This window comes from Allobosea vaviloviae (assembly GCF_001298265.1).
Taxonomy (GTDB): Bacteria; Pseudomonadota; Alphaproteobacteria; order Rhizobiales; family Beijerinckiaceae; genus Allobosea; species Allobosea vaviloviae_B.
In genome coordinates, this window is the sequence record NZ_LGSZ01000052.1 from 25,951 (window position 1) to 39,769 (window position 13,819).

Annotated in this window: 12 protein-coding genes and 1 other RNA gene; 9 read left to right on the forward strand and 4 right to left on the reverse strand. The window is 65.4% G+C overall.

Annotated elements, in window-relative coordinates:
* Nucleotides 1–302: 302 nt before the first annotated feature.
* Complete coding sequence (locus AE618_RS19405; protein WP_054210734.1) at nucleotides 303–764, reverse strand: MarR family winged helix-turn-helix transcriptional regulator; 462 nt, start codon at nucleotides 762–764, stop codon at nucleotides 303–305.
* 215 nt (nucleotides 765–979) lie between these two features.
* Here AE618_RS19405 and AE618_RS19410 point away from each other — a divergent pair, with 215 nt between their 5' ends.
* Nucleotides 980–1,402 carry an organic hydroperoxide resistance protein gene (locus AE618_RS19410; protein WP_054210735.1) on the forward strand — a complete coding sequence of 141 codons (423 nt, stop codon included), beginning with the start codon at nucleotides 980–982 and terminating at the stop codon, nucleotides 1,400–1,402.
* A 167-nt stretch (nucleotides 1,403–1,569) separates the two neighbouring features.
* Here the strand turns inward: AE618_RS19410 and rnpB are convergent.
* Both rnpB and AE618_RS19415 read right to left on the reverse strand, forming a co-directional pair.
* An RNA gene (gene rnpB, locus AE618_RS20290) (RNase P RNA component class A) lies at nucleotides 1,570–1,975 on the reverse strand.
* Between the two features lie 189 nt (nucleotides 1,976–2,164).
* Nucleotides 2,165–2,788 carry a transglycosylase SLT domain-containing protein gene (locus AE618_RS19415; protein ID WP_054210736.1) on the reverse strand — a complete coding sequence of 208 codons (624 nt, stop codon included), beginning with the start codon at nucleotides 2,786–2,788 and terminating at the stop codon, nucleotides 2,165–2,167.
* 379 nt (nucleotides 2,789–3,167) lie between these two features.
* Here AE618_RS19415 and AE618_RS19420 point away from each other — a divergent pair, with 379 nt between their 5' ends.
* The 8 genes from AE618_RS19420 (at nucleotide 3,168) to AE618_RS19455 (ending at nucleotide 12,903) form a co-directional block, all read left to right on the forward strand.
* On the forward strand, nucleotides 3,168–3,917 hold the full coding sequence (locus AE618_RS19420) for a TerB family tellurite resistance protein (protein ID WP_054210737.1): 750 nt from the start codon (nucleotides 3,168–3,170) through the stop codon (nucleotides 3,915–3,917).
* 10 nt (nucleotides 3,918–3,927) lie between these two features.
* Entirely contained in the window at nucleotides 3,928–4,719 is a 792-nt protein-coding gene (locus AE618_RS19425) for a peptidoglycan recognition protein family protein (protein ID WP_054210887.1), read from the forward strand.
* Nucleotides 4,720–4,974: 255 nt separating this feature from the next.
* The gene (gene bchE / locus AE618_RS19430; RefSeq protein ID WP_054210738.1) at nucleotides 4,975–6,525 is read left to right on the forward strand and encodes a magnesium-protoporphyrin IX monomethyl ester anaerobic oxidative cyclase; all 1,551 of its coding nucleotides are present in this window, start codon (nucleotides 4,975–4,977) and stop codon (nucleotides 6,523–6,525) included.
* A 131-nt stretch (nucleotides 6,526–6,656) separates the two neighbouring features.
* Nucleotides 6,657–7,751, forward strand: coding sequence for a MerR family transcriptional regulator (locus AE618_RS19435; RefSeq protein WP_054210739.1), 1,095 nt, complete (start codon nucleotides 6,657–6,659; stop codon nucleotides 7,749–7,751).
* Between the two features lie 218 nt (nucleotides 7,752–7,969).
* A complete protein-coding gene (locus AE618_RS19440; protein WP_197280834.1) occupies nucleotides 7,970–9,658 on the forward strand; it encodes an efflux RND transporter periplasmic adaptor subunit in 1,689 nt (562 codons plus the stop codon).
* A 175-nt stretch (nucleotides 9,659–9,833) separates the two neighbouring features.
* Complete coding sequence (locus AE618_RS19445) at nucleotides 9,834–10,622, forward strand: ABC transporter ATP-binding protein (RefSeq protein ID WP_082365409.1); 789 nt, start codon at nucleotides 9,834–9,836, stop codon at nucleotides 10,620–10,622.
* On the forward strand, nucleotides 10,619–11,851 hold the full coding sequence (locus AE618_RS19450; RefSeq protein WP_054210741.1) for an ABC transporter permease: 1,233 nt from the start codon (nucleotides 10,619–10,621) through the stop codon (nucleotides 11,849–11,851). The genes AE618_RS19445 and AE618_RS19450 overlap by 4 nt, the downstream gene beginning before the upstream one ends.
* A 92-nt stretch (nucleotides 11,852–11,943) precedes the next feature.
* Nucleotides 11,944–12,903 (forward strand): GGDEF domain-containing protein, encoded by a 960-nt coding sequence (locus AE618_RS19455; protein ID WP_054210742.1) that lies wholly within the window; start codon nucleotides 11,944–11,946, stop codon nucleotides 12,901–12,903.
* Nucleotides 12,904–13,134: 231 nt separating this feature from the next.
* Here AE618_RS19455 and AE618_RS19460 read toward each other — a convergent pair whose 3' ends face one another.
* The gene (locus AE618_RS19460; RefSeq protein WP_054210743.1) at nucleotides 13,135–13,704 is read right to left on the reverse strand and encodes a flavodoxin family protein; all 570 of its coding nucleotides are present in this window, start codon (nucleotides 13,702–13,704) and stop codon (nucleotides 13,135–13,137) included.
* Nucleotides 13,705–13,819: the final 115 nt, after the last annotated feature.

A 13,819-nucleotide genomic window follows, 5' to 3' on the forward strand; every position in this document is an offset into this window, starting at 1 on the left:
GGGGCCGAAGCCTCCCGTCGAAGCAGGCAAAGCGAGAGGGCCGACCGGAATCCGCGCGGCACACGGACCCTGATCTGACTGTCGCCTGCCGGTTTCGACGGGATGATTTGGGATAGCATGGGTCTTTATGGGCGTCAATGGAATCGGGCATGCGAAGGCATGGCTGCGGGAGCCTCGAAGCATCACAGCCCGTTAAGGTTAAGTATCCGTAACCGCGCGGGATTTCCCTCCCGGGCGGCAAGCGCACGCCTCCGCTGGGCCGCTCGCGGCAGCAGCTTGGCGCGAAAGTTTTTTGCGCGCGCCTAGCTGTGGTCGGAAGCTTTCAACAGCGCCTCGCGCAGCGCCTTGAGATCGCCGAGAAGGCGGCCGTCGGAATTGACGATCTCGCCGATCGCCTCGCCCATCGCTGCGGGCACGCAGGCGCCCTTCTCGCGAAGCGCCTCACCCGCGTCTGTGAGATACAGGTGGACCTGCCGCTCGTCCTGCCGGCTGCGCTCGCGGCGGATCAGGCCCGCGGCCTCCAGGCGCTTCAGCAGCGGAGTGAGCGTTCCCGAATCCAGCGAGAGCCTCTCGCCGAGCGCCTTCACCGTCACGCCATCGCCATCCCAGAGCACCAGCATGGCCAGATATTGCGGATAGGTCAGGCCGAGTTCGGCGAGCGCCAAGCGGTACATCCGCGTGAAGGCATGGCCGGCTTGATAGACCGCGAAGCAAAGCTGCTCCTCCAGCCTGGCTGTCCGTTCGGGAACCTTCGTCTCTGTCATGGCTTCCCTGTTCGGTTGCAGGCGCAGAGGGCCAGCTTAGCCGATACCGCCCGAATGCGCCCCCACGATCAGACAGACCGGATCGACGTTGATTTGATCGTTGACAATTTAATTGTGCGCAATATAAATCATGGTCGCAAGTCCACCGATCGGCGATCCGATACCAAGGTGGACAGGCCGATCCGCGACCGATCCCCAAACCAAGGAGAGACCCGATGAAGATTCTCTACACCGCTCACGGCTCCGCCACCGGCGGCCGCGAAGGCAAGGCCGCGACGGACACCGGCAACATCGCCGTGGTGCTCAACACGCCCAAGGAGATGGGCGGCAGCGGCGGCGACGGCACCAATCCCGAGCAGCTGTTCTCGATGGGCTATTCGGCCTGTTTCCTCGGCGCGCTGAAATTCGTCGCCGGCAAGGAGAAGGTTAAGATTCCCGACGATGCGAAGGTCAGCGCCGATGTCGGCATCGGCCCGCGCGACGATGGCGGCGGCTTCGGCCTTGAGGTCACGCTCACCATCTCGGTTCCGGGCGTCGACAAGGCCGTGGTCGAGGACCTCGTCCAGAAGGCCCACATCGTCTGCCCGTATTCGAATGCGACGCGCGGCAACATCCCGGTGGAACTGAAGGTTGCGTGATTTGCCGGCATGCCTGCCTTGGCAACGAGGCAGGCACATGCGCGAAAATACGCTCTGGTGAGGCAGCTGGAGCGGCTTTCGAGAACCGGAGCGCAGCGGACATCAAGTCCGTGAGCACCGGAAGCGCGGAAAGCTGCTTCAGATGCCCACCGGAGTAGAATTTGCGAGGTGCCAGTCGGCCTGTAAGCCGGGTTCTGGATGGCCGGAGGATCGCTCCCCCGACGTGACGGCCATTCCTCTGGGGCGCGCATTGCTGCGTGCCTCGAGCAACCAACCCGGACGACAAGGCCCAGAAACAGGCCCCTCCCCGCTTGCGCGGAAAGCATCGTCCCTATTCGGTTTTGCTCCCGGTGGGGCTTGCCATGCCGTCCCCGTTGCCGGGTCCGCGGTGCGCTCTTACCGCACCTTTTCACCCTTACCTGCGGACGGAAGCCGAAACTTTCGGCCGCAGGCGGTTCGATCTCTGTGGCGCTTTCCCTGGGGTCACCCCCGCCGGACGTTATCCGGCACCGTGTTTCCGTGGAGCCCGGACTTTCCTCCCTCGCAAGCGAGAGCGGCCGTCCGGCCGACTGGCGCGAGGGCTAGTGCGCGTTCGCAGCGCCAGCGTCAAGCATCGCAGGTGAAGCACTGCGGACGAGGCCACGATGGAACGCGCTCCGACGAGTCGGCTGGGGCGGCCTTCGAGCACCGGAGCGGAGCGGACTTTTGTCCGTGAGCACCGGAAGCGCAGAAGGTCGCGTCAGGCGGCCGTCGGAGTAGCGTTCAGTTGCGGGCCGTGATCGTGCGGACCTTGGCACAGTAGGTCCGGTTGGCACCGCTCATGCGCTGGGCCATGTGGCCGCTTTGGTATTTCATGATGGTGCGGCAGGTGTCGCCACCGGCGGCGCGATAGGCCAGCGCCAGATATTTCATGCCGAAGCGGGCATTGGTCTCGGCATCGAGAAGCCCGCCGGCCCCGCCGGCATAGCCCATGCCGCGCGCCGTCTGGTGGCGGATCTGCATCAGCCCGTAGTTGCCGGCATGAGACGCGCGGGGATTGTAGCGGCTCTCCACCCGCACGATCGCGTCGGCCAGCGAGAACGGCACGCCATTGGCGGCGGCATGGCGCGCAACGAGCGCCTTGAGACCGTCCGATCCGGCCGGCGCGACCATCGGCCCCGCCTTCGTCTTCTCGGCCTGCACCGGCTCGCTCGCGGTGGCGCCTTGCTGCGGCGTCTCATCACCTTCGGCCACGGCCTTGGCTCGCTGGATTTCCGCCTCCTTGACGATGAAGGCCCGGGCATCGGTCTCGTCGTTGACCTGGGTTTGGACCTGGGCGTGGACCGGCTGGAGGGAGCCGAGGCAAATCGCAAGCGCGGCAATGGCGCCGCTGGAGGTATACCGCATCGTTGACTGAACCCTTACTACCGCCAATTGGCTGGAGGGGGCAGTCCAGTGACCAGTAAATGTGACGAGAATCTGTTCGCATTTAGGGTAATTCGAAACAAATCCATTACATCAAAGAGGATATACGATGACTTGCTATCAAGTATTCTCCATGTAATCGGTCATGCCTTTCGGGGGAGCGCCGCGACAAAGCCGGGTATTGATGCCGGCTCAGGACTTTCTGCCCCTTTTTTGCCACAATGTCGCTGAGCCAGCACAATTTGATCGATTCTCGCCCGTGATCGGCGAGGCCTTCGGTCGCGCGAGCCCAGGCTGTCCGTGCCGGCCGCTTGCCGCTATCATCGCCACGTCGGCATGGAGCCGGAGGATTCCTGCGAAGATGGTTTCGTCATTCTGGGGCGCGCTGGGCGGCGGCGGACTGGGGCTGGCGCTGGGCGGCCCGCTCGGTGCGCTCGTCGGCGCGCTCGCCGGCCACATTCTCGTCGACCGCGAAGGCGCTCCTTTCGGGCCGCCTCCGCGCGAGCTGGTCTTCACCACCGGGCTCGTCGCGCTCGCCGCCAAGATGGCACGATCGGACGGCGTCGTGACGCGTGACGAGGTGGCCGCCTTCAACCGCATCGTCACGGTGCCGCCGGAGCAGCGCCACCGCATCGAAATGCTGTTCGACCTCGCCAAGCAGACCAGCGCCGGGTTCGAGGCCTATGCCGGGCAACTCGCTGAGGCCTTCCGCGACGAACCGGCGCTGCTCGAGGACGTGCTCGACGGGCTCTTCCTGATCGCCGCCGCCGATGGCGCGATCCACCAGGACGAGCACGCCTATCTGCGTGAGGTCGCGGCGATCTTCGGCATCGGCGACGAGGGTTTCGCGCGGATCGAGGCCCGCCATGTCCGCCGCGCCGACGATCCCTATCTCGTGCTGGGCGCCGCGCGCGAGATGAGCGACGGCGATCTGAAGCGGCACTACCGCCAGCTGGTGGCAGAGACCCATCCCGATCGCGAGATCGCACGCGGCCTGCCCGAGGAAGCCGTCGCCATCGCCACGCGCCGCCTCGCCGCCATCAATGCCGCCTGGGACCGCATCGAGAAGGAACGTGGCCTTTCGGCGCCGCTGGCGAGCGAGCCTGCGTGAGCGAGCCGAGATGAGCCTGACGACAGCGCCCGACAGCCGCTTCGCGGCCAAGATCTTCCCCTCGCCCAATCACGGCGAGCGCAAAGGCGGCGCGACCGATGGCGCGCCCCGCCGGCCGGACATGCTGATCCTGCACTATACCGGGATGGCTGATGCCGGCTCGGCGCTGCAATGGCTCTGCAACCCGGTCTCGCAGGTCTCCTCGCACTACTTCGTCTTCGAGAACGGCCACACGCTCCAGCTCGTGCCGGAAGCGCGCCGCGCCTGGCATGCCGGCGCCTCGCACTGGGCCGGCGAGAGCGACATCAACTCCTGCTCGATCGGCATCGAGATCGCCAATCCCGGCCACCCCGGCGGCCTGCCCGATTTCCCGGCCGAACAGATCGCCGCCACGCTGAACCTCTGCCGCGACATCTGCGAACGCTGGGCCATTCCGCCTGAGCGCGTGCTCGCCCATTCCGACATCGCCCCGGGGCGCAAGATCGACCCCGGCGAGAAATTCCCCTGGCGCCACTTCGCCGAAGGCGGCGTCGGCCTCTGGAGCGAACCGCCCCCGATCCGCAGCGGCCGCTTCTTCGCGAAAGGCGATAGCGGCCAGCCGGTCGAAGCGCTGCAGGCGATGTTCGCGATGCTGGGCTACGGCGTCGCGGTCGACGGCATCTATGACGAGAAGCTGGAAGCGGTCGTCGCCGCCTTCCAGCGCCACTGGCGCCAGGCGAAGGTCGACGGCGTGGCGGATGCCTCGACGATCACGACGCTGCGGGATTTGCTGGCGGCGACGCAGGGGGGAAGGACAGGGTGAGGAAGGAGCAGTTCTAGAGAGAAATCGGTCTGAACGTCGTTTCCGCCCTTATACCGGCTGCCCCAACCCACCGCGATGGCAGAACCGGGCAGTCATGCTACAGGCTGGTATGCGTTCAGGTGAAACGATTGGATTTTTCGGTCATCCGCAGCAGGCCGTAGGTCCCAAACAAGACGACGAAGACAGGACCTTGTTGACACGCCTCGCTTAAACTGGCGCTATGGTGAATAAGCTCCCAGATATCGAGCCGTTATCTTGAACATCCTTCTGGTCAATGTGCCCCACCCGGCTATCGGCAGCCGCATTCCAAAGGAGCAACTGCCTCCATTCGGTTTGCTGTGTATCGGCGGACCGCTCATCGACGACGGCCACCATGTCGAGTTGATCGACGCCGAGTTCGGCCCCCTCTCATTGCCGGACCTCATCGCGCAGATTGTGCGACGATCTCCGGATGCCGTTCTGTTCGGCCATTCCGGCTCGTCATCGGGACATCCGATCATCACCCAGGTTTCGGCGGCCGTTGCACAGGCGATGCCGGCAGCCACCATCGTTTATGGTGGCGTCCACCCCACGTATTTCTGGCGGGAAATTCTTGCGAACGAACCGCACGTCAAGGCGATTGTCCGGGGAGAAGGCGAGGAAACGGCTCGACGTCTCATGCGGGCGATCGAACAGGGGAAACCTCTCGATACGGTTTCGGGCATTGCTTGGCGGCTAGACGGCCTGCCGACTGCGAACCAAGTCGCACCCGTCATCACGGACCTCGATGCCTATCGCGTCGGATGGGAACTGATTGACCATGCCCGCTATAGCTATTGGGGGGGCAAACGTGCCGTGGTGATCCAGTTCTCCCGCGGTTGTCCCCATTTGTGCAACTATTGCGGCCAACGCGGTTTCTGGACGCGCTGGCGCCACCGCGATCCCGTTCGCCTTGCTCGGGAGATTGCCCGGCTGAACCGCGAGCATGGCGTCGAGGTCTTCAACTTCGCCGATGAGAATCCGAGCGCCGGCCGCAAGCCTTGGCGGAAATTTCTGGAAGCGCTGATAGCAGAAAACGTGTCGGTTACGTTGGTCGGCTCCACGCGCGCAGATGATATCGTGCGCGACGCAGACATTCTGCACCTCTACAAGAAAGCCGGTTTCGAACGCTTTCTTATGGGTATGGAGAATACGGACGAAGCGACCCTGAAGCTGATCCGGAAGGGCGGCGCGATAGCGAGCGACCGAGAGGCCATTCGCCTTCTGCGGCGCCACAACATTCTCTCGATGGCCACTTGGGTCGCGGGCTTCGATGACCAGACGGATGCCGACCTGTTCCGCGGGTTGCGGCAGCTCGTTTCCTACGACGCGGACCAGATACAGGCGCTATACGTTACACCGCATCGCTGGACCCCGTACTACCGTCTTGCGCAAGACCGTCCGGTCGTGCAGCGGGATCCGACGAAATGGGACTACAAGCATCAAGTCCTCGGGATGTCCCGCATGTCACCGGGCCGGCTTTTCGTGTGGGTCAAATTGATCGAGGCCGTCGCGCAGCTTCGCCCGAAAGCTCTCATGCGCTGGGCATGGCACCCCGATCCGAAGATCCGCCATGCGATCCGGTGGTATTACCGCATGGGCCGGCGAGTATGGCTGCATGAGATCGCGGGCTTCCTTTTCCGCGACCGTGTCGGTGGTGACGGCAGATCGGTTGCAGATCACCTAGGCGCCGCACAGGACCATGAGGAAGAGGCGTCGCTCGTTGTGCGTCGGCCAAGAGCTCACGGTGCGACGGACACGACGCTAAAACCTGTCAGTTCCGTTTGAAATTCCGCGGGTATTGCCGCGCGAGACCATTCGTCGATTGGCGGATAGGTGATGCGCAGTCTCTTGTCTGAAACAAAACCACTTGAGCCGCCCCCTGCGTCATAGCTTAGACGAGTCTTCAGGAGGCCTGGATGAAGACCAAACGGCGAAATGACGAAACACTGCTGGCAGCGAATGAATGCGCCGCCCGCATCGGTCTTAGTGTGCGGGCCTTGCGCCTCTACGAGCAACGGGGGCTGATCCGGCCCCCACGAACCGCGAAGGGCTGGCGGCTCTACGGCGCAGCTGAAATCGCTCGGCTGCACGAGATCCTAGCGCTGAAGCTGCTTGGGCTCAGTCTATCCCGAATTACAGAGCTTTTGCAGGGCAAGGCGGTCGATCTCGCCGGCACGCTTGCCTTGCAGCACGCAGCGCTCTCGCAACAGAGGGTTCGCATCGAGCGCGGTCTTTCGCTGGTTGGGGCCGCACGTGCCGCCCTTGCAGAGGGTCGCTCGGTCTCGACCGAAGATCTGATCAAGCTCGCAAAAGAGGCCAACATGACCGAAATCCCGACTGATGAGATCGCTTGGCGCCGCTACGAGCAGGCTCGCCCCAGAACGGCGATCCAAATAAAGCCGGTGCACCTGGAAAACTACGTCGGCTACTATCGCTATAATGCCGGACCTGTATTTGAGGTCACCGCCAAAGAGGGAAGGCTTTTCATTCGCGGCCCCGGGGACGACGTCGCGGTTGAAGTGTTTGCAGAGAGCGAGCGAACGTTTTTCCGCAAAGCCGCTCCGGTTCAAGTCAGCTTCCCAGCAACCGCAAATGGTCTTGCAAATGAATTGGTTCTCCACACCAATGGCCACGAGCGAAGGGCCATACGCATCGACGCTGACGAGGCGATTAAGGCCGCCGAGGCTCTCGATGCCCGTATCAAAAGCGGGACCCCGAACCCCCACAGTGAAGCAACGCTCCGCCACCTGATTTCGGAGTACCAGTCTGGGCGGCCCTGCGTCGATCGCATGACGCCTGAACTGGCCCAAGCAGTGCGTGAACAATTTGACGCGGTCTACGCAAATCTAGCGGCTAGAGGGCCGTTAAGAACCCTGCAATTCAGACGTGTCGGAGCAGGTGGTCACGATGTTTACAAGGCTGCATTCGATACAGGGGTGCTAAAATTCCGCATCGCCTGGTCGGAGGAGAGCAAGATCATAGGTCTTCGGTACAGAGACTATAATTCTTAACCGCGCTGCGACACTCCTATTACGTTCTGGGTCGATGAGCGGCTATCAGCGCGATACGACTTCCTGTTGGCGAACGTGAGCCTGACACATGCAGAAAATCGGCTTCTCCCACCTCTCCGCAACATTGCGGTAAGTTAATTCGCTGTTCGCACGCCCTTCTGGCATGATCCGCTAACTAGATGCAGGCCGCCTCGCCTGCGCGACGAATGGGGACGACCTTGCGCAAGTGGTTGATTGGATCGGGACTGGCGGCGCTCGTCGCGGCTGGCGGCTACTGGGCTTTGCGCCCGGCCGGCGGCTCGGCGAATGAGGCGGCCTACCGCACCGCGCCGATCGATCGCGGCCAGATCACCGCCGCCGTCCGCGCCACCGGCACGCTGACGCCGATGACGACCGTGCTGGTCGGTTCGCAGCTTTCAGGGCAAATCGTCGAGATCCTCGCCGACTACAACTCGCAGGTGAAGGCCGGCCAGATCGTCGCAAGGCTCAATAGCGACCAGATCAAGACGCGCCGCGACGCGGCCCAGGCCGATGTGGCGCAGGCCAAGGCCGATCTCCAGGTCAAGCGCGCCCAGCTCGACCGCGCCCGCTCGACCAGGCTAAAGGCCAATTCGACGGTCAAGGACCTCGAAGCCCAGCGCGACCGCGTCGCAGCGCAGCTCGCCGACGCCAAGCGCACCTTCGAGCGCCAGAACGAGCTCTTCAGCCGCAACACCGGCTCGCAGCAGGCACTGGACACAGCCCGCACCCAGGTCGAGGTCCAAACCGCGACGCTCGCCTCCAGCGAGGCGCAGATCGCCTCGGCGAAGGCGGAGCTCAACGGCCTCGACGCCGACATCCTGCTAGCCGAGGGCCAGGTCCAGTCCGGCCAGGCGCTGATCTCGCAGCGCGGGGCCAAGCTCAAGGACATCTTGATCGACCTCGAGCGCACCGACATCCGCTCGCCGGTCGACGGCGTCGTGGTCCAGCGCCAGGTCGATCTCGGCCAGACCGTCGCCGCCTCGCTCTCGACGCCAACCCTGTTCCAGATCGCGCAGGATCTGCGCAGCATCGACATCTACGCCAATGTCGACGAGGCCGATGTCGGCCGGATGAAGCGTGGCCAGCCGGTCACCTTCACCGTCAACGCCTATCCGAGCCGCACCTTCGAAGGCCGCGTCGAGATGGTCCGTCTCGGGGCGCAGACGATCCAGAACGTCGTCACCTATACCGGCGTCATCCGCGTCGCCAACGCCGACATGGCACTGTTGCCCGGCATGACCGCCAATCTCCAGGTCGTCACGGAGGACCGCAGCGACGTGCTGCGCGTGCCCAATGCGGCGCTGCGCTTCCGCCCGGCCGGCACTGCGGTGGCGAGCGCGCCTCCGCCGGTGTCGCGCGGCGGCGAGGGCCAGGGCGCCGGCCCCGCAGCCGGTGGCCGCGGCGGAGCGCAGGGTGCTGCGCTGCGCGAGCGTATCGAGACCGAATTGCAGCCCACGCCGGAGCAGAAGCAGGCGATCGCCGCCGTGATGCAGGAGCGTCGCGCAGGCGGCCGCGAGGCGATGGCCGGCCTCTCCGACGAGGAGCGCCGCGCTGTCTTCCGCAAGGCCCGCACCGAGATGATCGCGAAGGTCTCAGCCGTGCTCGATCCGGAGCGCAGGGCGAAGTTCGAGGCGATGATGCAGGAGGGCCGCCCGGGCCGCGCCGCGCCCCAGCAGGGCACGCCGGGCCGTGTCTATGTGCTGGGTGACGACGGCCAGCCCAGGGCCGTCCTGATCATGCTCGGACCGACCGACGGCGCCTATACCGAGCTGGTCTCCGGCGACCTGAAGGACGCACAGGCGGTCATCATCGGCGGCGGCCCGCGCACGACCGCCGCCCCCGCGCCCGCCGGAGGCCCGCCGGTGCGTGGCTCGCGGCTGTTCTGATGGCGATGGCGGGTGAACCCACCCTCCCCCGTCATTCCGGGGCGTTGCGCAGCAACGAACCCGGAACCCACGACCGGGTGAAGCCCGTTTGGAGCACCGTCAACCGCGCGCGCCCAGTCATGGGTTCCGGGTTCGACCCTTCGGGCCGCCCCGGAAAGACAAGGGAACGTCCGCCATGCCCCTGATCGAAGCCCGCGAACTCTCCCGCGTCTACGATCTCGATTCCGGCCGCGTCACCGCGCTGGACCGGGTCTCGCTCGACATCGAGGCGGGCGATCTGGTGGCCGTGATGGGCCCGTCCGGCTCGGGCAAGTCGACCTTCATGAACCTGATCGGCTGCCTCGACCGGCCGACCGGCGGGCATTACCGGCTCGACGGCGTCGCGGTCGAGACTTTGGGCAGCGACGGGCTGGCAGAGCTTCGCAACCGCAAGCTCGGCTTCGTCTTCCAACAGTTCAACCTGCTGCCGCGCGTCGATGCCTGCGCCAATGTCGAATTGCCGATGGTCTATGCAGGCGCGGACCGCAAGACGCGCCGCGAGCGGGCGCTTGCCGCGCTCGGCCGCGTCGGCCTCGCCGAGCGCGCCCACCACCGCCCGATGCAGCTCTCGGGCGGCCAGCAGCAGCGCGTCGCCATTGCCCGCGCACTGGTCAACGAGCCGCGCCTGCTGCTTGCCGACGAGCCGACCGGCGCGCTCGACAGCCGCACGGCGCTCGAAATCCTGGCCCTGTTCCAGGATCTCAACCGCGAGGGCGTCACCGTCGTCCTCGTCACCCATGACGCCGAGGTCGCGCGCCACGCCCGCCGCGTCATCCGCTTCCGCGACGGGCGCCTTCTGAGCGACCAGCGCCAAGAGCCGGCCGATGCCCGCGCGGCGCTGGCCGCGCTCGATGCGGCACCGCCAGCCTATCCGGAGACCGTGCCCCAGGCGGACGCCGGTCTCCTGACGGAACCCATGGCATGAGCATCTTCGAAGCCGTCCGCTCCGCCCTGACCGCGATCGGCGCCAATGCGCTGCGTTCGGCCCTGACCATGCTCGGCATCATCATCGGCGTCGCCGCGGTCATCGCGATGGTCGCGATCGGCTCGGGAGCCCGCGAGCGTGTCACCTCGCAGATCAAGTCGCTCGGCGCCAATCTCGCGATCATCCAGTCCGGCAACGTCACGCAAGGCGGCGCGCGGCTCGGCGCCGGCGCGTCATCGACCCTGACCGACGAGGATGCCGGTGCCATCATCAAGGAGGTCGAGGACGTCGTCGCGGCAGCGCCCGTGATCTTCACCCGCGCCCAGGCCGTCTATGCCGGCACCAACTGGTCGACGCAGATCACCGCGACCGATCTCGATTTCTTCGCCGCGCGTGAATGGGACGTCGCGGAAGGGCGGCTGTTCGAGCCGGAGGAACTGCGCAAGGGCGAGATCGTCGCGATCATCGGCCAGACCGTGGCGAAGAACCTGTTCGGCGAGCAAAATCCGCTCGACCAGCAGTTCCGCATCCGCAACGTGCCCTTCAAGGTCATCGGCGTGATGGCGCCCAAGGGCCAGTCCGCGCTCGGCCAGGACCAGGACGACGTCATCTTCGTGCCGCTCGACACCGGCCGTCGCCGCATCATCGGCCGCAACTACGCCCGCGACCGCTCGGTCCAGACGATCATGGTGAAATTCGCCAGCGAGGGCGCGATCGCGCCCGGCATCGAGCAGACCGGCGCCCTGCTGCGCCAGCGCCATCGGCTGATGGCCGACCAGGACGACGACTTCATCGTCCGCAACCTTACCGAGATCGCCAACACCGCGACGCAGGCGGCGACAACCCTCTCCTGGCTGCTGGCGGCGGTGGCGGGCGTGTCACTGCTGGTCGGCGGCATCGGCATCATGAACATCATGCTGGTCTCGGTGACCGAACGCACCCGCGAGATCGGCCTGCGGCTGGCGGTGGGTGCAAGGCAGCGCGACGTGCTGGCTCAGTTCCTGATCGAGGCGACGACGCTGGCCACGATCGGCGGCGCGGTGGGCATCGCGCTCGGCGTCGGCTCGGCCCTGACCATTGCCAACATCGCGGGCTGGCCCTCGGTGGTCTCGATAGAGACCATTCTGATCGCGGTCGGCGTCTCCGGGATGATCGGCGTGTTCTTCGGCTTCTACCCTGCAAGGCAGGCAGCGCGGCTCGACCCGATCGAGGCGCTGCGGCGGGAATGAGACGCCTTTAACGCATCGGATCAAGGGTCGCTTAACCGATGCCGGTTAGCCTGCGGGCATCATGCTCAACGCCCCCTTTTCGGGACTGGACCTTGAACCACACCCCCAGCCAGGCTCTTGTCGCCAGCCGCCTCTATGACCAAGCGAGACTCGGCCCTGGCGGCACATGGGCCTGCGATCTGGCGACGGAAAATCTGACCTGGACCGATGGCGTCTACGACCTGTTCGGCCTCACGCGCGGGTCGACGCTCAAGCGCTCCATGTCGCTGGACGTCTATCAAAGCCAAAGCCGCAGCGAGATGGACCGGCGTCGCGCCGACGCCATCAGGACGGGCAAGGGCTTCTCTCTGGACTGCCAGTTGCGCACCGGGGGCAGCAGCCGCTGGATGCGCCTTCAGGTCGGCGTGACATATGACCAGGGCCGGCCTGTCCGCATCTTCGGCTCGAAGCAGGACATCACCGCCGAAAAGAAGATGTGGGACGGTCTGGTCACGCTCGTCGGCAGCGACCCGCTGACGGGGCTGGCGAACCGCCGCGCTTTCGAGGAGGCAGCGCGCGAACTCAGCCGCCATGCCGACGGGTCCCATGGCTTCGCGCTAGTCGTGCTGACCGTCGACGAGTTCGATGCCATCCGGTCTCTCTACGATCACGCCGGCGCGCTTGAATGTCTGCGCTGCATCGGCGAGCGGCTGGCACGGCTTTTCCCGGATGCCGTCCTGGTCTCACGCATCGGCGGTTGCGAATTCGCGCTGCTGCTGCGGGTTCCCGGTGGGCACACCGCGCTCGCCACGATGCTCAAAGGCGCCCACAGGCTGCTTGCCCGCCCGGTCCCGCGCGATCGGCAACCGATCGCGATCGGCATCTCCGTCGGGGCGGCATTCCTGAAATCGGCGCACCAGCATGAACCGAAAAAGCTGTTCGCAGAGGCCGACTCCGCGCTTTATGTCGCCAAGGCGGCAGGTGCGAACCGTGTTCGTGTCTTCGACGGCATGGTCGCGAAGCCGATAGCGCAGTCCCAACTCCAGCAGGCCGCAGGCCTGCGCGCCAGCTGAACCGGCGCGCAGGAAGCCACAGAGGGAAGCCTGACGATCCTCTCTCTGGGCGGCCGACCTTCTAGCGAGGTCGTGTTCGATCCGCCCGCGGATCGAACTCCGCGCGACCGGTTCAGGGAGCAGGACAAACGACGCCGCGTTCGAACAGGCAGGGCCGCGATCCTGCTGGGGATCGCGGCCCTGCCCGTTCGCTATCCTCGAATGTAACGCGCAAGACGCGTTGAAAGACCCTCAGCCCTTCACGCTCTTCACCACCTCGGCGACGCTCGCGCCAAAGGCTTCCGCCGTCTTCAGGTCGCCTAGGATCATCTCGTCGACGCCGGCATCCGACGGCGAGACCACCAGCAGCCCCTGATAGCCGCCGAGATTGTTGAGGTCGTCGCGCGTGCTTGACTTGGCGTTGGAGGGGTGCATGCCGGTGCCGGTCCACAGCATCTTGTGCTGGGCGGCGAAGAGGGCGAGATAGGCAATCGTCGAGCCCTTGTCACCGTTCAACGTCGCCGAATTGGTGAAGCCTGCCGCGATCTTGCCTTTCCAGTCCATCGTGTGCCAGGGCTTGCTGGAGGCATCGGCGAACTTTTTGAACTGCCAGGAGACCATGCCCATATAGGTCGGCGAGCCGAAGACGATGCCGTCGGCGGCTTTCAGTGTCTCCCAGCCGGCGTCCGGAATGGTGCCCTCGGCATCGATCGCGACCAGATCGACACTGGCGCCCGCCGCGGCCGCACCGGCCCGCACGCTTTCGGCGACCTTCTTGGTGTGGCCGTAGCCGGAGTGAAAGACGATGGCGATCTTGGTCATGGCGGAGCCTTTGGTCGGGGTGAAATCTGTGTCCGCGCCAAGATGTTGCGGCGCCGCGAACGCTTCAATGGGCTTGCCATTGCAGCTGCGCAGGACCGCGATGGCACAGCCGCAA

Excerpts from the sequence above, each read along its gene's own strand:
- AE618_RS19405 (WP_054210734.1), bottom strand. The coding sequence starts at position 764 with ATGACAGAGACGAAGGTTCCCGAACGGACAGCCAGGCTGGAGGAGCAG.
- AE618_RS19410 (WP_054210735.1), top strand. The coding sequence starts at position 980 with ATGAAGATTCTCTACACCGCTCACGGCTCCGCCACCGGCGGCCGCGAA.
- AE618_RS19415 (WP_054210736.1), bottom strand. The coding sequence starts at position 2,788 with ATGCGGTATACCTCCAGCGGCGCCATTGCCGCGCTTGCGATTTGCCTC.
- AE618_RS19420 (WP_054210737.1), top strand. The coding sequence starts at position 3,168 with ATGGTTTCGTCATTCTGGGGCGCGCTGGGCGGCGGCGGACTGGGGCTG.
- AE618_RS19425 (WP_054210887.1), top strand. The coding sequence starts at position 3,928 with ATGAGCCTGACGACAGCGCCCGACAGCCGCTTCGCGGCCAAGATCTTC.
- AE618_RS19435 (WP_054210739.1), top strand. The coding sequence starts at position 6,657 with ATGAAGACCAAACGGCGAAATGACGAAACACTGCTGGCAGCGAATGAA.
- AE618_RS19445 (WP_082365409.1), top strand. The coding sequence starts at position 9,834 with ATGCCCCTGATCGAAGCCCGCGAACTCTCCCGCGTCTACGATCTCGAT.
- AE618_RS19450 (WP_054210741.1), top strand. The coding sequence starts at position 10,619 with ATGAGCATCTTCGAAGCCGTCCGCTCCGCCCTGACCGCGATCGGCGCC.
- AE618_RS19460 (WP_054210743.1), bottom strand. The coding sequence starts at position 13,704 with ATGACCAAGATCGCCATCGTCTTTCACTCCGGCTACGGCCACACCAAG.